12 protein-coding genes and 1 pseudogene are annotated in these 17,633 nt (G+C 71.5%); 4 read left to right on the forward strand and 9 right to left on the reverse strand.

Annotation, left to right across the window (positions count from 1 at the left end):
* Positions 1-2 precede the first annotated feature (2 nt).
* Entirely contained in the window at positions 3-1,415 is a 1,413-nt protein-coding gene (locus WME98_RS17280) for a sensor histidine kinase (RefSeq protein ID WP_437952272.1), read from the forward strand.
* Between the two features lie 199 nt (positions 1,416-1,614).
* Here WME98_RS17280 and WME98_RS17285 read toward each other — a convergent pair whose 3' ends face one another.
* The 3 genes from WME98_RS17285 to WME98_RS17295 all read right to left on the reverse strand — a co-directional run bounded on the left by WME98_RS17285 (position 1,615) and on the right by WME98_RS17295 (position 3,709).
* A complete protein-coding gene (locus WME98_RS17285) occupies positions 1,615-2,049 on the reverse strand; it encodes a hypothetical protein (protein ID WP_061627710.1) in 435 nt (144 codons plus the stop codon).
* A 33-nt stretch (positions 2,050-2,082) separates the two neighbouring features.
* Positions 2,083-2,439 (reverse strand): hypothetical protein, encoded by a 357-nt coding sequence (locus WME98_RS17290; RefSeq protein ID WP_061627711.1) that lies wholly within the window; start codon positions 2,437-2,439, stop codon positions 2,083-2,085.
* A gap of 139 nt (positions 2,440-2,578) precedes the next feature.
* The gene (locus tag WME98_RS17295) at positions 2,579-3,709 is read right to left on the reverse strand and encodes a site-2 protease family protein (protein ID WP_437952273.1); all 1,131 of its coding nucleotides are present in this window, start codon (positions 3,707-3,709) and stop codon (positions 2,579-2,581) included.
* A 281-nt stretch (positions 3,710-3,990) separates the two neighbouring features.
* Between WME98_RS17295 and WME98_RS17300 the strand changes: the two genes are divergently transcribed.
* Positions 3,991-6,051 carry a carotenoid oxygenase family protein gene (locus tag WME98_RS17300; RefSeq protein WP_437952275.1) on the forward strand — a complete coding sequence of 687 codons (2,061 nt, stop codon included), beginning with the start codon at positions 3,991-3,993 and terminating at the stop codon, positions 6,049-6,051.
* Between the two features lie 5 nt (positions 6,052-6,056).
* Here WME98_RS17300 and WME98_RS17305 read toward each other — a convergent pair whose 3' ends face one another.
* Together WME98_RS17305 and WME98_RS17310 are read right to left on the reverse strand one after the other, a co-directional pair.
* Positions 6,057-6,656 carry a hypothetical protein gene (locus tag WME98_RS17305; RefSeq protein ID WP_437952277.1) on the reverse strand — a complete coding sequence of 200 codons (600 nt, stop codon included), beginning with the start codon at positions 6,654-6,656 and terminating at the stop codon, positions 6,057-6,059.
* Between the two features lie 414 nt (positions 6,657-7,070).
* On the reverse strand, positions 7,071-7,658 hold the full coding sequence (locus WME98_RS17310; RefSeq protein ID WP_437952279.1) for a hypothetical protein: 588 nt from the start codon (positions 7,656-7,658) through the stop codon (positions 7,071-7,073).
* 1,024 nt (positions 7,659-8,682) lie between these two features.
* On the opposite strand from WME98_RS17310, the gene WME98_RS17315 reads away from it, so the two are divergent.
* The gene (locus WME98_RS17315) at positions 8,683-9,462 is read left to right on the forward strand and encodes a hypothetical protein (RefSeq protein ID WP_437952280.1); all 780 of its coding nucleotides are present in this window, start codon (positions 8,683-8,685) and stop codon (positions 9,460-9,462) included.
* An 833-nt stretch (positions 9,463-10,295) separates the two neighbouring features.
* On the opposite strand, the pseudogene WME98_RS17320 reads toward WME98_RS17315, so the two are convergent.
* Positions 10,296-10,546: pseudogene (locus WME98_RS17320) on the reverse strand (GxxExxY protein).
* A 1,170-nt stretch (positions 10,547-11,716) separates the two neighbouring features.
* Between WME98_RS17320 and WME98_RS17325 the strand changes: the two are divergent.
* Positions 11,717-12,472: a hypothetical protein gene (locus WME98_RS17325; RefSeq protein ID WP_437952281.1), complete on the forward strand. Its 756-nt coding sequence runs from the start codon at positions 11,717-11,719 to the stop codon at positions 12,470-12,472.
* 217 nt (positions 12,473-12,689) lie between these two features.
* Here WME98_RS17325 and WME98_RS17330 read toward each other — a convergent pair whose 3' ends face one another.
* The 3 genes from WME98_RS17330 to WME98_RS17340 form a co-directional block, all read right to left on the reverse strand.
* The gene (locus WME98_RS17330) at positions 12,690-14,516 is read right to left on the reverse strand and encodes a glycoside hydrolase family 15 protein (RefSeq protein ID WP_437952283.1); all 1,827 of its coding nucleotides are present in this window, start codon (positions 14,514-14,516) and stop codon (positions 12,690-12,692) included.
* A 67-nt stretch (positions 14,517-14,583) separates the two neighbouring features.
* The gene (locus WME98_RS17335; protein ID WP_437952285.1) at positions 14,584-15,126 is read right to left on the reverse strand and encodes a response regulator transcription factor; all 543 of its coding nucleotides are present in this window, start codon (positions 15,124-15,126) and stop codon (positions 14,584-14,586) included.
* Complete coding sequence (locus tag WME98_RS17340) at positions 15,123-16,406, reverse strand: ATP-binding protein (RefSeq protein WP_437952287.1); 1,284 nt, start codon at positions 16,404-16,406, stop codon at positions 15,123-15,125. The genes WME98_RS17335 and WME98_RS17340 overlap by 4 nt, the downstream gene beginning before the upstream one ends.
* Positions 16,407-17,633 lie beyond the last annotated feature (1,227 nt).

Here is a 17,633-nt window from a genome sequence, read left to right on the forward strand (position 1 = left end):
GATTGACCCGACCCGAGCTGACGTGGCTGCTGGCGCAGGAGGCGCGCAGCGCCGCCCAGAAGCTCCGCCAGGGCGTGGGGATGATCGCGACCGAGACCACGCCGCCGCCGGTGCCGTCGCCGGACGACGGCTCGGGCGGCGTGGAGAGCACGCTGAACCGGCTCGACGAGGCGGTGAGCATGCTCGCCTCGCTCCACGGCCGGCCCATGCCGCGCGGGCGGCGCGGTCGCGTCGACCTGACGGCGCTGCTCTGGGAGGTCGCGCCCGAGGCGCGCGTGCAGATCGAGATGGGCGAAGGGACGACGGTGTTCGGCGACGAGACCGAGCTCCGGCGGATGCTCCAGGTGCTCATCGCCCAGGGCGGCGATCCCACGAGCCAGGGCGGGGCGCCCGACGTGAGCATCCACCGCGTCGGCGACGAGGTGAGCGTGCGCGTCAACCTCGGGCCGGAGACGCCCGTGAACTTCGAGACCGAGCGGGTGTGGCTGTCGCGGATGGCGCTGCGCTACGGCGGCCGGCTGGAGCTCGACGGGCTGATGCAGACGCTGACCTTGCCCGCCGAGGTCGATCTCCAGCGCCTCGAGGTCGAGAGCCTGAAGAAGGAGCTGGCCGCGGCGCAGGCGCAGGGCGAGGCCTACGCGCGCGAGCTCGCCGCGGTCTTTTCGCGGGTCGAGGGCGAGCGCGAGCGCGGGTCGCTGGCCGGCATCGTGTCACGGCTGAGCGGCAGCGATCCGGTGTCGCACCTGCCGCCGAGCGGCGACAGCCTCGCGGTGCTCGTGGCGGCGGTGCGGGTGCTCGGGACCCAGCTGCGCGGCATCCTGTCGGCGATCGGGCGGGACATCGCGCCGCTCCGGTCGCACGGCGGCGACGCCGGGGAGACGGCGGCCTCGGTGGGGCGCCACGTGACCGCGGCGTCGGAGATCGTGAGCGATCTCGCGAGGCTGGGTGCGTGCCCGCTCCACGAGTTCCCGCGCCACTGCGACGTGGCCGATCTGCTGCGCGACGTCGTGAAGGACGACCTCGCGCGCGCGGCGCGCCACGACGTGCGCGTAGTGGTCGAGGCGCCGGAGGCCGCGCAGGAGGTCGTGCCGCAGGGCGCGCTCACGGTGCTGCTGCACGCGCTGCTCGATCACGCGATCAGCGCGTCCCCGCCGGGCAGCGAGGTGGTCGTGACGCTCGTCGAGGGGCCGAGCGGGGTCGAGATCACGTTCGACGACGCGGGGCCGCCGCTGCCAGCCGCGGCGCGGAGCGTGGTGCTGAGCCGCGATTTCGAGGCGGTCGCGCAGGGGAGGCCGCCGGCGCTGCCGCTCATCGCGGCGCACGCGATCGCGGCGCACACGAACTACGGGATCGCGATCGAGGACGGGCCGCGCGGGGAGACGCGGGTGCGGCTCACGATCCCGAGGGCGGGGTAGCTCCGGGCTGCCAGGCCGAGGAGGCCCAGCGCTCCGCGCGGCGCGGGGGCCCGTCTGGAGCGACAGATGGGCTGAAACCGCGTGAAAAACGCGGCATTTCGAACCGCCAAGCCGCTACGAACGCCGAGAAGGGGATCCCCTCTCGGCGCCCTTGGCGGCTTGGAGGTCGAATACTCGCTCGCTCAACGCGATCTGCCGTCTAGAAGAGGAACGAGGTCGCCGAGAAATCCACCTCCCGGTGGAGGTTGAAGCCACGCACGACGTCGATCGCCTCGAGCTTCGCCGACGTGGTGACAGGTCGCTCGTCGCTGCGCCCCACGAGCGTCGCAATCGCCCTGTACTCGTCGGGCGGAAGATCCACCGTCAGGATGAAGTCTTCGCAAGGCGCATACTCCCTCGCCACCTCGACGCTGCCACGGTAGATGATCAGCTCGAGATCGGCCCTGCCACCGCTGAAGCGGGAGCAGTCCCGCGGCTCGCGCCGGTCGTCGATTGTCCACTCCATCACCAGGCTCCCCATCGACGGCCGAGGCCGATGTCGATCGCCGTCCTTCACCTCGAAGAAGCAGCCCAGAGCCAGAAAGCTCGATAGAGCGAGGCCGCAGATGGGAATGACGCTCTTCTCCTGATTCATGCTCGAATCCGTCCTTTCGCAGCCGCACCACTGTCAACGCGGCGTGTAGTAACCGCGCCCCCGCTCGCGGGGAAAGCTCAGCTCGCGCTCCGGCACGTACCTCGGCGACGCGCGGTACGTCTGCCGGTAACGCCTGAGCTCCGCGGGCTCCTGCTCGAAGATGACCCAGCCCCGGTTCGTCGGGTAATACCACTGGCCGTCGACCAGGTACGCATAGGTGCCGCGGAAATAGACGCGCGGAGACGCCGCGATCTCCACCGGGACGACCTCGGCGCGCACCGCCGGGAAGCCGGACACGACATACCCCTCGGCTCCGACCGTGCCCAGACACCCGACCAGCAGCGAGGCGCCGGCCGCGACCGCAGCCGCCGCGAGCGCAGACCTCGTCACCGAGAGACACCTGGGCCATCTTCGCTCGCGCGAAGTCACGTTGTTGCTCTGCTTCACGTCATTGCTCCTCGGAACGGAGCTCAGCAACGCGAGTGCCAGCGCGGGGCGGCGCGACTCGACATCTCCTGTGACCGGGCGCTCAGCGGCCCGCGCCGGCCGCGCCGAGCGCGCCGGCGAGCGCGAGCGCGCGCTGGATCTCCGCCGATGTCACGAGGCCGATCACGTGCTCCCCCTCGTCGAGCACCGCGATCGCGCTCGCCTCGCCGCTCGCCAGCGCGTCGAGCGAGCCGGACGCGTCGTCGCCGGCGCGCGCCCTCGGCACGTCCACCGGCATCACCGCGCCGACCGTCGCCGCCTCGGCGCCGCGCGCGAGCTGTCGGGCGAGATCCCAGACCGTCACGACGCCGATCTCGCGGCGGCCCTCCCCGCCCCGAGGATCGTCGATGACCCGCGCGCCGACCAGGTTGTGGCGGAGGAGCCGCTCGGCCACCGCGCGAGGGCTCTCGTCCGCGTACGCGTCGCCGAGCCGATCGGTCATGAAGCGCGCGACCGGGAGGCCGCGGAGGAGATCGCGCGTGCTCGAGCGCGCCTGCTCGGCCGAGGCGCCCATGTGGACGAACACGGCGATCAGCACCAAGATGAGGTTCCACGAGAGCAGACCGAACAGCCCGAAGGCCACCGCCATCGCCTTGCCGATCGCGGTCGCGACGCGCGTCGCGCGCGCCCGCCCGAGGCGGCGATGGAGCAGCCCCCGGAGCACCCGGCCGCCATCCATCGGGAACGCCGGGAGCAGGTTGAACACGCCGAGGATCGCGTTCGTGATCGCGAAGGCGAGGAGCGCCACGCCGACCTCCGCCGGCGCGGGGAGCAGGCGATAGGCGGCGTAGCTGCCGAGCGCGATACCGAAGCTCATCAGCGGCCCGGCGAACGCCATCCACGCCTCGTGCTCGGGATCGTCGCGCTCTATCTGCGAGACGCCGCCCAGCATCATCAGCGTGATCGCGCGCACCCGGATCCCGTTCTTGAGCGCGACGAGCGCGTGGGCCAGCTCGTGCGCCAGCACGGCGACGAACAGCCCGACCGCCAAGATCGCCCCCCAGGCGAGCGGCGGCAAGCGCAGCGCCTCGCGCGGAATCTCGAGCGAGGCCGCGATGAACGTGAACTGCGACGCCGCCAAGTACGCGAGGTACGGCAGGAAAATCAGCAGCGTGACGTGCAGCCGGATCGGGATTCCTCGGATGCGCAGGACTGTCAGCCCCTGGTCGAACATGTGCCTCCTGATCGCTGGTACAGATGGGGCCGACAACCACCTTCGCAAGCCGCCGAGACGGCGCCAATGCATGGAAAATCAGGGCAGCGGCGCAGATGCCGAGCGCAATGCAGGAGGCGCCCGCAGCCCCGCGCCCAGCGCGTGCGTCCGTCCTAGGCGGGAATCGGCGCGAGCGCGCATCCCGGAGGCGCGCAGCGCAGCGCGGCGCCCCCGCCGGCCACAGATTGGCGTAGCTTGGTGTGACCGAGGTCGTCATGCGCCAGCGCGTCCCCGATGCATTGATGGCAGCGAGCACGGAAGAGCTCACGAAGGTCGAGCTCACCGTCCTGGAATCCTCGCTCTCCGGCGGCGTGCCCAAGGACCTCACGGGCCATGTGTTCGCGATCGGCCCGGTCGGCTCGGTGGACGGCGGGCTGCCCAGGGCGGACGGCGCGCCGATCCTCAATGGCAATGGGATGATCTATCGGCTCGATTTCGGCGGCGGCGCGGTCCGTCTGACCTCGAGGGTCGCGCGCACGCCCTGCTATCACGCGGACGCCGCCTCGCGCCCCGGCACGCGCTTCGAGGCGCTCGGCTTCCGCGACGCCGGGCTCCTCCGCTTCTCGCCCCACCTCGGCCTGCGGGACCACCTCAATCACGCGTTCGTGCCGATGCACGCGCCGCGCGCGCCCGCGCGGCTCCTCGTCACGGGCGACGCGGGGAGGCCCTACGAGATCGACCCGGCGACGCTCCAGCTCGTCACGCCGGTCGGGCGCAACAGCACGTGGTACCCGGCGGCGCCCGTCGACCACCCCTTTCCCATGACGCTGGCGACGGCGCACCCGTGCTTCGACGCGGAGCGGGGCGAGCTGCTCACGGTGAACTACGGCCGCTCGCTCCTCCACCTGTTCGCCACGTCGCTGCCGCGGCTCGACGAGCTCGCCGCCCTCCCGCGCTCCTGGGACCGGCTCGCGTCGGCGGCCGCGTCGATGATCGAGCAGCAGCTGCTCCGGTCGAGCGCCGATCGGCTCGAGCTCCTCGCGAAGCGCGCGCTCGAGCGCCTGCCCGCGCGCTTCCGCCCGAGCGCGCCGCCCGGGCCGGGCGACCTGCTCGCGCGGCAGGCGGCGCGCTTCGGCGGCGTCCCGCTCGACGAGGCGGCGGGCGACTTCGTGCACCTCTTGCGGTGGGACGGCCACAACGAGCCGGAGCGGCACGCGCTCCTCCTGCCGAGCGGCGCGCCGGTGCGCATCGAGCAGAGCATGCACCAGCTCGGCCTGACGCGGCGCTGGGTCGTGCTCGCGGACACGGCCTTCCGGATCGGCCTGGAGAGCGTGGCCTGCCGGGGCTCCGTGGAGAGCCCGGGGGTCGAGCGCCTCCTCCGGTCGCTGCTCACGATGGCCCACGAGCCGAGCACGACGTTTTACCTGGTCCGGCGGGACGCGCTCCGGCCGGGCGGCGGGTCGGTCGTCGTGAAGAAGGTCGTCGTGCCCCTGGAGACGCTCCATTTCCTCGTCGATTACGAGGACGCGGGCGACCGCATCACAGTGCACGCGGCGCACAACTGCGCCACGGATCACGCCGAGTGGCTCCGGCCCTACGACCGGCACGCGGCCGACAGGGCGCCGGCGCCGGCCCGGCTCCGCGGGCTGTCCCCGCTCGGGCAGGCGGACGTGAACCGCATCGGCCGGTATACGATCGACGCGGCGGCCGAGCGCGTCGTGGATCAGGCGGTGTTCGCTGACCCGGCGCGGGCGCTCGGCGTCGGCCTCTATGCGCACCGGGAGGCGGGCCCGTCGTGGATGCCGCCCGATCGCATCGAGAACGTCTACTGGCGCGGCGCCGGGATCTGGGACGAGCTCTCGACCGAGTTCATCGATCGGCTCTACGCGGCGCACCCGCATCGCTCGCTGCCCCTCTCGGCGCTCCGGCGGATGCGCGCGGAAGGCGGCCACCCCGACAGCCTGTTCCGGTTCAACCACCGCGCCATGCGGATCGAGGATCGCTACGAGTTCCCGCAGCGCGCCGTGGGGTGTTGGCTCAGCTCGCTGCAGTTCGTGCCCCGCCGCGGCGGCAGCGGGGCGGACACCGACGGGTACGTGGTCGCGCTCGTCACGACCGCCCACCGCGCGGAGGTCTGGATCTTCGACGCGACGAACCTCGCCCGAGGGCCGCTCTGCAAGCTGGGGCACCCGGCCTTCCGGCCGGGGCTCACCCTCCACACGGCGTGGCTCAACGCCGCGTCGCCGTGGAGAGGCGGATACAAGGTCCCGGTCCGCGAGGACTACGAGGATTTCGTGGCCGACGCCCCCGAAGGCCAGGTGAAGGCGCTGTTCGAGGAGGCGGTCTATCCGCGGTTCGCCTGAGCCGCCTACAGGCAGGGGGCCGCGGCGCGAGGCAGGGACGGCTCGGCGCCGCGCGCGGGGGCCTCGACCCCGAGGCCGTCGCCCCGCTCGAGCAGCACGCCCGCGGCGCCGTCGCCGAGGATCGCGGTGATGTGGTCGTCGACCCACGGCTGCCCCGCGCGCAGGCGCCACGACCGCACCTCGCTCGCCACGAGGAGCACGCGCCGCGCGCCGCGGTAGAGGTGCCGAGTCGCCACGTCGAGGGCCGCAGAGAAGCCCCCCTGAGCCGACCAGAGATCGAGCGCCAGCGCGGGGGAGAGGCCGGCCATGCACGCGGCGAACGCCGCCCCGCCGGCGTCGCCGCGCCCGCGGTCGTCGCTCGTCATGATGAGGACATCGACGAACGGATCGCGGAGCCGCCCCGCCTCGATGAGCTGCCGCAGCACCGCCGCGGCCATGGACAGCGTGGTCTCCGCCGCGCCGGCAAAGCGCCGGTCCACCACGCCCGTGGTCCGCTGCAACCACTCTGGGGAGTAAGGGAGGCCATAGCTCGCGATGAGCTCCTGGTTCGTGACGATGCGCTCCGGAAGATAGGTCGCGACGGCCGTAATGCGACACTCTGGCATGTTTCCGCTCTGTTCAGCGCCCGCAGCCGGCGGCCGCCGATCCTGCAAACCTGGGTCAAGACAGCTCGATCCGGCGCTCCGCCCCCGCCGATCGGCCAGCGCCGAGCGCGGTGGCAAGCCAGCGTCCCGGACGACATGAGACAACCCAATGTCGAAACGAAAAGGGCCGTGCGGCAGACTACAAGTTCGGATGCTCCCTCCCCGTCTCCGACATCCAGCACTGGACCATTTACAGAACGTCCTGCGCAAGTGGGAATGATGGCCGCGTCGGCTCCGTCCGCGCCCATGGGAGCGGCGCCATGGATGGAGCGGCGGCGCGGGCGGCGCGCGCGGTGCGCTCGCGACGCGGAGCTCGCCGCGGCGCGTCGTGGGCGATTGGGGGTCGGAGGAAACAGCGCGCGCGGCGCGCGCGGCTCAATCGCAGGAGCGGGTCGTCACGCCGCTGATGGCGGCGGGGGTGGCGCTGTGGCTGATCGAGCCCCAGCACCGCACGGTGGCGTCCGCGAGGCGGGTGCAGCTGTAGTGCTTGCCGGCCGAAATCGCGGTGGCGTTCGAGATGCCCGCGACGGGCGTGAGTTGGCCCTTGTCGAGCCCTGCGCCCTCGGTCTGGTTCTGGCCCGAACACTGCACCTGTCCAGACGACAGGAGCACGCAGGTGTGGAACTGGCCGCCGACCACGGCGACAGCGCCCGACGGGACGAGGGTGACGCCCGGGTCGGATGAGGCGCCGAGCCCGCCGAGCTGCCCGTTCCAGTCCTGGCCGCAGGCATGGTTGAGTCCGCCGAAGACCATGGTCGCGCCCGAGGCGACCACGGGCGTCCTGGAGATCATGGTGTGACGGCCGCGGTGCACCGCGCCGGTGCCGAGCACGACGCACGCCTCCTCGGTGAAGCCCCTGCCCGAGACCTGGACGACGCCCGTGACGTCCTCGCCGCCCTCGTACTTGAGCGTCGTCGGCGTGGTCGACGCGAAGCACACCGCCTTGCCGTCCGCCGTCGTCACGCACGGGATGGTCGCGCCGGAGCCGTTGTTGAGCGCGGCTCTCTCCCTCCGGAGTTCATCGCTGGAGCCGGGCGACGAGCCGCCTGAGCGGCGGGCTCCGCCTCGGGAAGGAGCGCGAGGGCGCGGCGATCGATCTAGCCCAATCCGGCCCCGCAGGTAATGGTTGCAATCGAAGCCCAGAATTTCGATACCACAACTGCGCCTCGTCGGTAATCGACCGCTCGGCGGCACCCACGGGAGCTCCGGGCGCCGGGCGGCGAACACCGCATCACGCCATGACGCACGGACGTCGATCACCGCTTTGCCGCCAGGGAGCTTACGTCCTCGCTGCGCCACAAGCAGGCTGTCGCGGGCACGCGACCGGGCCGGAAGCGCGGGCGTGCGCGGAGGCGCGCAATGACGCGAGCCGAAGGTGATGCAGCGACGGAGCGGTGATGTCGCGGAGGGAACGAGAATGACGGCGGCGGATGGTTCCAGCCAAAGTCGATATTTACGCCCCCGCAGGCGTGTGGATGCTCGCGGGCACACGGATGCAAAAACGTGTCGGAGCGCCTGGCGCTGAGCAGGCAGGGCGCAGCGCGCGCGTCTACCTCCGACGGCGCGCGCGATTGCGTCGGCGCTGCGCGGAGCCCATGTTTTTTCTGGTTCCGGAGCGAGCTTCCACCTATTTGAGAACACCTCCGCACGCCGCGCACAGCCGCGTCAACGCGTGCCCTTTGGCGCGCAGGGCGCGCGAGGCCTCGGCGCGCGTCTTTCTTTCCGCGTCGCGGCCCGCGGCGAGGGGCAGAAATCCTCTCATCCAGCGCGAAAGCTGCGCCTCGCTCCCGATCCACCGCGATCGAACCGCGGAGAAATACCAAGGGAGCGCAGATCCGAGGAGCGCCTAATTCACGGACGCCGTCCGCGAATTCACGCGGGCTCGAAGCGGCAGCCTCTGCACAGGAGCGCGAGGCACACAGCCTGCTCTCAGGTGAGCCGAGGTGTTTGGGGCCGCAAGGCTCGTCAGGGACACCGGGGAGGACCAATGATCTCGATTCAGAAAATGATGGGTCTCGCGATGGTGCTGGCGCTCGGGGCCGGGTGCGCGGTCGGCTCGGACGAGGACTTCGACGCGGATGAGGACAGCACCGACTCGACGACGGCGGCGCTGGAACAGGCCGAGCGCGGCGGGTACGCGGCCCAGTCTCAGGCTCAGGTCGGCCAGGTGGGGCCAAGCAAGCTCGGTCTTCCTCCGAGCAAGGGCGAGCTGCCCGGCAAGGGCATGCTGCCCGGCAAGGGCATGCTGCCCGGCAAGGGCGAGTTCCCGACCAAGGGCGGCCTCCCGAGCAAGGGTTACCCGACCAAGGGCGGGTACACGGGGCAGGGCCCGGCGCAGCTCGGCCAGGTCGGGCAGGAGGCGGGCCTCGGCGCGCAGATCGGCCAGGCGGGCCTCGGCGCGCCGGCGCAGCTCGGCCAGGCGGGCCTCGGCGCGCCGGCGCAGCTCGGCCAGGCGGGCGCCGTGGTGGGGCAGGAGATCGGGCAACGTGATGGCGAGCACGCCGACGAAGACGCCGACTCCCACGAGAGTCACGCCCGGCAGTGCGGCTTCGGCGGCCTCGGCTTCGACGGCCTCGGCTTCGGCGGCCTGGGCCTCGGCGGCCTCGGCTTCGGTGGCCTCGGCCTCGGCGGCCTCGGCTTCGGCGGCCTCGGCTTCGGCGGCTTCGGCTGCGGTGCGACGGCGATCACGACGTCGATCACCACCTTCTTCCCGAACTTCATCAACCCGTGCTTCAGCCCGTGCGGCTTCGGCGGCTTCGGCTTCTGATCCCGACCTGACCGCGCCCAGCCGGCCGGCGCCCGACGAGCCGCCTCTCTGGATCCCGCGGCGCCGCTCCGGCCCTCCTCAATCTCCGCAGCTCTCGAGCGCCGGCGGCCTGGGATTGGGTATCCCAGGCTGCACGGCGCTCCCCTCTCTCCTCCTCCGCCCGCGCAGCAGCCGCGCCCCGCCCCTTGCCGGCGGGGAGCGCACGAGAGATCGGCATCGAGAGCAGGCCGTCGCTCGCCGTCCAGTCCTCCACCTGGCGCAGCGAGGACGTGGCCGAGTCGCCCGGCTGCAGCACGAAGTCGGCGGTCACCCCGCCGGCGCCGTCGCTCGCTTGCGCCGAGCCGTTCTCTTCGCCGCTGTCATCGCCTTCTCGGTGGCTGCCATCTCCGCCCCCCTCGGCCCGGTGCCGTACCGTCGGGGCGATCGACAGGCGATTCTTTCCAGGCGAAAGCGGTCCAGGCGTCAGCGAGGCGTTCGGCCTGACGATCGGGGACGTGGCCCCGGGCAGCGGGCGTTCACCCTACCGAGGGGAACATCAACTCCCTCGGCATGGCGAAGACCCCCCGGCGGGTGGCGAGCCTTCCCTGATGGGAAGCTGAACCTCCGTAGGCCTTCACGGCCCGTAGGCACCCCGTCCATCTCGACGATGCTTCTGTATGCTTTGCCGAAGAAGCCGACCTCTATCTCTCGGGCGAAGAGCTATGTCACATGAAGGCGAGGAGGCGGGAAGGTATGATTGGAATTACGGCTGATGCGGCGCAGCCCGTGCCGCAGGACCGCAACATTGAATTTCACGATCAGGGCGGCCGGTAGCCTCGTGAGTATGAGATATGTCAGCACCAGGGCCTCTGTACGGGCAGTAGCCGCTCCACCGCCTTCACCTCAACAAGCAAGCTGCCATCGGCAACCACGTCGAGACCGTAGCCGCATTCGAGATGCACTCGCTTGTACATGAGCGGGAGCGGACGCTGACGCTCAAACCTCAGGCCGCGATGCGAAAGCTCATGGAAAGGCGGTGCTCGTACGCGGGTTCGAGCAGCCCAGGACCGAGATGCCCATGGACTTCGATGCACGCCGCGAGCACCTCCGCGGATCCGTGCTCAAATCTTCCCGCCCTCTCGCCTTCAAGCGTCGCAAGTTCGAGCGTCGTAAGCGCTCACCGCCCAGACCTCCTGCACCCGGCCATGGGCACGATGGCTGCCCTCCGCGCCTCCTCCGACGCCACGGTGCGCTGCGCTGGGAGATCGATGGGATTCGACCCGAACGGACGCCGTCCGGGAAGTCAGGGGGCGCTCCGCCCGGCGGCCGGGGATCTGAGGCCCAAGCGGCAGGCGCTGACCTGAGAGCGCGCTCGCGACGGCCGAGGCGGCAGCATGGGAATAGCAAGACACGCTCTACCGGGAGGTCTCGCCGTGGGACAGCGACGCGACCCGGGCGCACCGGCTGGCCGCGGTCCGCGCGGCGCGAAGACCGGTGCTGGCCGACGATGGCCCACCGGGGATAGACCAGCAGCGCTCCGAAGGCGCCGTGCGTCGGGCTCTTCGCGATCCTGCTCGCGTCCACGGGCGCCCGAGCGGATGAGGGCGCGCCGCCGCGATGAGAGTCGACGTCAACGCGGCCCGCCTCGTGCTGAGGCGTCCATGCCGCACGGGCGATTCTCCGGCGCGCCCTCAGCACCGCAGAGCTGTTATGTCGCTGAGAATACGATAACGACAGCGGCGGACGGTTCCGCCCCGCATCGAGATTTTCGTTCCGGCGAGCGGATGCCTAGGTGTGCCCGGAGCGCTCGGTACTGAGCAGGCAGGGCGCAGCGCGGGCGTCCCGCTCGGACGGCGCGGAGGGCAACGCGTCGCCGGGCGCGATCCGCGTTTTTCTGAATCCAGAGGGAGGTTCCACCTATTCTGAGGACACCGCTGCTCGCCGCGACCGCGGCGGTGATCGCGCCGCAGCGCGCGCCGCGCGGCGCACGGGGGCGAGCGCGCGCTCTGCGCCTGTCTTCACGGGGCACGGCGCCGCGAGCGGGGCGAGATTCCCCAGCCCCGGCGCGACGACGAAAGCGACCGCCGTTGAATCGCGGAGAAGTCCCCAGGGGAGCGCAGATCCGAGGAGCCCCTAATTCGCGGACGCTATCCGCGAATTCACGAGGTCTCGAAGCGGCAGCCTCTGCACAGGAGCGCGAGGCACACAGCCTGCTCTGGGGTGAGCCAAGGTGTTCGGGGGCCGCAAGGCCTATCAGGGACACCGGGGAGGACCAATGATCTCGATTCACGGCAAGATGATGGGTCTCGCGATGGTGCTGGCGCTCGGGGCCGGGTGCGCGGTCGGCGCGGATGAGGACTTCGACGCGGATGAGGACAGCGTCGACTCGACGACCCAGGCGCTGGAAGAGGCAGAGCGCGGCGGATACGCGGCCCAGTCCCAGGCTCAGGTGCAGGCTCAGATCGGCCAGATGGGGCCCAGCAAGCTCGGTCTGCCCCCGAGCAAGGGTCTGCCCCCGAGCAAGGGTCTGCCCTCGAAGGGCGTGTTCCCCGGCAAGGGCGAGCTCATGCCCAGCAAGGGCATGCTGCCCAGCAAGGGCGAGTTCCCGACCAAGGGCGGCCTCCCGAGCAAGGGCTACCCGACCAAGGGCGGGTACACGGGGCAGGGCCCGGCGCAGCTCGGCCAGGTCGGGCAGGAGGCGGGCCTCGGCGCGCAGATCGGCCAGGCGCAGATCGGCCAGGCGCAGATCGGCCAGGCGCAGCTCGGCGGGCTGGCCCAGATCGGCCAGGCGGGCGTCGGGCAGACGGGCGCCCTGGTGGGGCAGGAGACCGGGCAACGTGACGGCGAGCGCTGCTTCGGCGGCTTCGGCGGCTTCGGCGGCTTCGGCGGCTTCGGCGGCTTCGGCGGCTTCGGCTGCGGTCTGACGGCGATCACGACGTCGGTCACCAGCCTCGTCCCGAACTTCATCAACCCGTGCTTCAGCCCGTGCGGCTTCGGCGGCTTCGGCGGCTTCGGCGGCTTCGGCTGGTGATCTCGATCTGACCGCACCTCGCCGGCGTGCGCCCGAGGCTCCGCCTCTCCGGATCCCGCGACGCCGCGCCGGCCCTCCTCAATCTCCCGGGCTCTCGAGCGCCGGCGGCCTGGGGTTGGATATCCCAGGCCGCCGGTAGCTCCTCTCTTCCCACCACCGCTCGCGCAGGAGCCCCGCCCCACCGCCCGCCGGTGGGGAGCGCGAGCCCCCGATCCCCTCAGCCGCCCTGACCGAGGGCGCGATCCAGGTAGAACGCCGCGCTGACCAGCCCGAGGTGCGTGAACGCCTGGGGGAAGTTGCCGAGCAGCTCGCCGCTCGCCCCGATCTGCTCGGAGTACAGCCCGAGGTGGTTGGCATAGGTGAGCATCTTCTCGAAGATGAAGCGCGCGTCCTCGAGGCGGCCGGCGCGCGCCAGCGCCTCGACCAGCCAGAAGGTGCAGATGCTGAAGGTGCCCTCCTTGCCGGTCAGGCCGTCGCCGGCGCCCTTGCCGAGCTCGTAGCGGTGGACGAGCGTGTCGCTGGCGAGCTCCGCGAGCGTGCGGTCGATCGTGCCGACGATGCGAGGGTCGGTGGGGGAGATGAAGCGCATGAGCGACATGAGCAGGTTGCTCGCGTCGAGCGCCGACGAGCCGAAGGACTGCACGAACGTCCTCCGCTCCGCGTCCCAGCCGTGCGCCATGATCGCCTCGTAGATGTCGTCGCGCGCGCGCGCGATGCGCGGGCGATCGAGCGGCAGCGAGCGCTTGTCGGCGAGCCGCAGCGTCCGGTCGAGGGCGACCCAGCACTGGAGCTTCGAGTACACGAACTGTCGCTTGCCGCCGCGCACCTCCCAGATGCTCTCGTCCGGCTGCTCCCAGCTCTGGCACACCCAGGTCGCCATGCGCCGGAGCTCGCGCCAGAAGTCGTAATGGATGGGAGATCCGTACTTGTCGAACAGGTACACCGAGTCGATGAGCTCGCCGTAGATGTCGAGCTGGAGCTGCGCCGTCGCCCCGTTGCCGACCCGGACCGGCCGCGACCCGCGGTAGCCGTCGAGGTGGGTCAGCGCGACCTCGGGCAGCTCGTGGCGGCCCTCGATGCCGTACATGAGCTGGAGCGGCCCGGTGGGGCCGTCCTGCTCGGAGACGCGGGCGCTCAGCCATTCCATGAAGCGCGCGGCCTCCTCGGTGTAACCGAGCCGGAGGAAGGCGTAGAGGGTGAACGCGGCGTCGCGCACCCAGACGTAGCGATAGTCCCAGTTGCGGACCCCGCCGATCTCCTCGGGCAGGCTGGTTGTCGCCGCGGCGACGATCGCGCCGGTCGGCTCGAACGTGAGCAGCTTGAGGACGAGGGCCGACCGGTCGACCATCTCGCGCCAGCGACCCTTGTAGCGCGACCTGCCGAGCCACCTCCGCCAGAACTCGACCGTGCGCCGGAGGGCGTCCTCGCCGTTGATCGGCGTGGAGAGCAGGCCGTCGCTCGCGGTCCAGTCCTCGACCTGGCGCAGCGCGAACGTGGCCGACTCGCCGGGCTGCAGCACGAAGTCGGCGGTCACCCCGCCGGCGCCGTCGCTCGACAGGGGAACGGGGCTGATCAGCGCGAGGTCGAGGCCGTCCGAGTCGAAGATGGCGCCGCGCGGGTCGTCGAGGATGAGGCGGTGGGGGCGGCGGGCGAAGTCGATGGCGGGGCGGCAGGCGAGCTGGAAGCGCACCTCGCCGCGGACGGCCCGCGCGACGCGGACGATCTGGTGCATCCCGCGGCGGTAGGCGCCGTACGGGTCCCGGTGGATCGGCATGAAATCGCAGACCTCGCCGACCCCGTCCGCGTGGAGGAAGCGCGTGAGGAGCACGTTGGTGTCGGGCATGTACATCTGCTTGCGCGACGCGGCGTGCGCCGCCGCGAGCGCGAAGCTGCCGCCCTTCTTGTCGTCCAGGATCGCCGCGAACACGCTCGGCGAGTCGAAATGGGGCAGGCAGCACCAGTCGATGGATCCATCCATCCCGACCAGCGCCACGGAGTGCATGTCGCCGATGACGCCGTAGGACTCGATGGGCTTGTAGGGCATCACCCCTTCATAGCGCCCGCCCGGCCGAGAGGTACCTCCCCCCGCCGATCTTTCCCGGCGCCTGCCCTCACGACCTCGGCGGCAGCCGCGAGAGCTTCCGCTGGAGCGAGCGCCGGTGCATCCGGAGCTTGCGCGCGGCCTCGGAGATGTTGCCCTCGCAGTCCGCGAGCACGCGCTGGAGGTACTCCCACTCGACGCGCTCGAGCGACGGCAGGTCCTCGTCGCCGCCCGCGGCCGGCGCGAAGCCGAGCAGCGAGCGCGCGCACCGGGCCGCGTCCACCGGCTTGGTCAGGTAGTCGACGGCCCCGGCCCGGATCGCCGCCACCGCGTTCGCGATCGTGCCGTACCCCGTGAACACCACGATGCGGATGCCGTCGTCCATGCCCCGCAGCGCCCCGACGAGCTCGATCCCGCTCTGCCCGGGCATCCGCACGTCGACGAGCGCGTACTCGAACACGTGCTCGCGCGCCATCGCCGCGGCCTCCTCCGCGCTGCCGGCGAGGAACACCGCGAAGCCGCGCTGGCCGAGCGCCTGCCCGAGCGCCGACCGGAACGTCGCGTCGTCGTCGACGATGAGCAGCGTCGGCTCGCTGGTGGGCTCCGCGCTCATGGGTCCACCGGCGCGAGGCGCAGGGCGACGCGCGTGCCGGCCGGCTGCCTCGCCGACACCGTGAGCCGGCCCCCGACCTGCTCGATGAGCGTCCGCACGAGGTAGAGCCCGAGGCCCATCCCCTCGCCGGGCGCCTTGGTCGTCACGAACGGCTCCCCGAGCCGCCCCGTGAGGCCCGCCGGGACGCCCACCCCGCCGTCCTCCACGCTGATCACCGGCGCGCCGCCCTCGTCCCCCACGGTGACGACGATCGGCCCCGCGGCGGCGGGGCTCGGACCGAGCGCCGCGAGCGCGTTGTCGAGCAGCGCGAACAGCGCCGCCTCGATGTCGGCCGCGTCGAGCGGCACCGTGCGCCGCGGCGCGAGGTCGCCGCGCACCTCGACGGCGACGCCCGGGTGCGCCGCCTGCCACGCCGCCACGCCGCGCACGGCCGCCTCGCCGACCTCGACCCCGGCGCGCAGCTCGTCGGCGCGGACGTCCGCCCGCATGCGCGCGATGACGACGCGGCAGCGCTCGACCTGCTCCGCGATCGTCCGGGCGCGGCGCCGCGCGGCGTCGCTCGCCGCCGGGTCGCTCAGGCTCTCCCCGGCGAGCACCGCGATCGTCCCGAGCGGGGTGCCGAGCTCGTGCGCGGTGCCGGCGGCGAGCGCGCCGAGGGCCTGGAAGCGCGAGGCCTCCTCGGCGCGCCGGCGGAGCGCCGCGTTCTCGGCCGCGCTCTCGTCGAGGGCGCGGCGGACCTTCAGGAGCACGTGGGCGACGAGCGACGAGCTCAGCACGAAGGCGAGGAGCATCCCGTAGAGGTGGGTCGAGAAGGCGCCGTGCTCCGGGTGGCTCGGGCAGCACGCGCCGGCGGGGAGGGCGAAGAGCGCCGCGAACAGGCACGCCGCGAGCGCGGCGAGCGCGAAGGTCGTCCGCGCCGGCAGGAGCGCGGCGGCGAGCGCGACGTGCACGAAGAAGAGGGCGCTGAACGGGTTGCCCGCGCCGCCCGACGCGGCGAGGACGCCGGCGATCGCGACGAGGTCGAGCGCCACGACGCCGGCGACGAGGGCGCTCTGCGCGCCCTGCTGCGACCGCACCCGCCGGGCGAGGGCGAGGTTGAGCCCGCCGGCCAGCGCGAGGATGGGCACGGCGATGCCGTAGCGGACGTGGTAGCCGAAGAGCGCCTCGTCGGCGATCAGGGTCGCGGCGAGCAGCGCGAACACGGCCCAGCGCAGGCCGACGAGCCACCGGAGGACGATCCCGCCGGCCGGCGCCCGATCGAGGGAGGCGTCGTGCGTCACGGCGGGAGTATAGCGCAAAGGGCCCGGGCGGCCGCGGCCCGAGCGGCGTGGGCGCGGCTCGCCGCTTCAGGTCGCCGCGGGCAAAGTAGGCGCGATCGGCGCGCCGCCGTTCGCGGGGCGGCGGCCGGCTCGGAAGGTCGACGGGACAGGAAGTCGAGGAGGGACGTGTGTCGGAGAGGCATGTCGGGGTGATTTTCGGCGAGCGGGGTGAATGACTCACTGCCCGCGAATGCATTAGGGTTCCCAAGCGCTGCGATGGCGGCTTGTAGCTCTGGTGTCGGACATTCAAAAAGCTCTTGAACCTCGCTACGAGTTACCCCGATCCTCACCTCGAACTCCCGGTCCTGAAGCTCCTGATGAACCTTACGAAGAGCGGCCCCAATGGCAAACAAGCCCGTCAGCTCAACCCCTGAGCAGATTACGATGGGTCAACGAACCTCCAGCACCTTCTCGCGTATTCCACTACCACCTTTGCGATACCATGCTCAATCGATGACACGTCCACGCGAATAAAATCGCCCTTGAGCGGTCCACCGGAAGCAAGAACAGTGTATGGACCATTGTCAGACAGACCTCTGCCACCATCAAATTTTATGAGGACGATCGCCCCGTCGCCGCGCATGCGCTCCAAGAGCGGGATGACCGCGTCAATCCCTCTCCACTGCGCTGGAATTGGGCTCAGGCCAAGGTGGATTGCTACCGCTGGAACAAGTTTGTAGTCATCCGTGACCATTAGAAGCCTCGCAGTCCAGCCGCGTTCTCCTCGCATACGTGCGTCCACAGCGGGGCGCCGGCGTATGAAACGGCCAGTTCACGGCGGCGTGAGCCGTCGCCGGAGGGGTGACGCTGGGGGCGCCGTGCGGTCCTTCTTCATCTCCTGCGATGGGAGCACGGTAGGCCGGTACCGTCCCGAATATGGTGTCGTCATAGGGGGCCGCGTCGATCGGCGCATCGGAGAGAGGCGGACAGAGGCTCGTGCCCGCGCCCTGCGCGCTCCCGATCTCGCCGTCGCTCGTCAGCGCGCAGCCGGCTCCGAGCACGACGATGGCCTGGAGCGAAAGCGCCAGGCAGAGCACGGCGATGGCGTGACAGCGTGATCTGCGGGTCCTGTCCTCCCGCGCGGAGACGTGCTTGCGTGCGATGTTCATCAAGATGGTTCCCCCTGGCGTCGAGCCGGCGTCGCTGGCGGCAGGCGCGACCGCCATCGTGACCCAGGTCACTATGCCG

The organism is Sorangium sp. So ce296, assembly GCF_051529605.1.
In the GTDB taxonomy this organism is placed as follows: domain Bacteria; phylum Myxococcota_A; class Polyangia; order Polyangiales; family Polyangiaceae; genus Sorangium; species Sorangium cellulosum_D.

Bases quoted from the DNA above. Each gene is read 5' to 3' on its own strand.
- WME98_RS17315 (WP_437952280.1), top strand. From the start codon at position 8,683: ATGATCTCGATTCAGAAAATGATGGGTCTCGCGATGGTGCTGGCGCTC.
- WME98_RS17305 (WP_437952277.1), bottom strand. From the start codon at position 6,656: ATGCCAGAGTGTCGCATTACGGCCGTCGCGACCTATCTTCCGGAGCGC.
- WME98_RS17335 (WP_437952285.1), bottom strand. From the start codon at position 15,126: ATGAGCGCGGAGCCCACCAGCGAGCCGACGCTGCTCATCGTCGACGAC.
- WME98_RS17285 (WP_061627710.1), bottom strand. From the start codon at position 2,049: ATGAATCAGGAGAAGAGCGTCATTCCCATCTGCGGCCTCGCTCTATCG.
- WME98_RS17300 (WP_437952275.1), top strand. From the start codon at position 3,991: ATGGCAGCGAGCACGGAAGAGCTCACGAAGGTCGAGCTCACCGTCCTG.
- WME98_RS17330 (WP_437952283.1), bottom strand. From the start codon at position 14,516: ATGCCCTACAAGCCCATCGAGTCCTACGGCGTCATCGGCGACATGCAC.
- WME98_RS17325 (WP_437952281.1), top strand. From the start codon at position 11,717: ATGATCTCGATTCACGGCAAGATGATGGGTCTCGCGATGGTGCTGGCG.
- WME98_RS17295 (WP_437952273.1), bottom strand. From the start codon at position 3,709: ATGTTCGACCAGGGGCTGACAGTCCTGCGCATCCGAGGAATCCCGATC.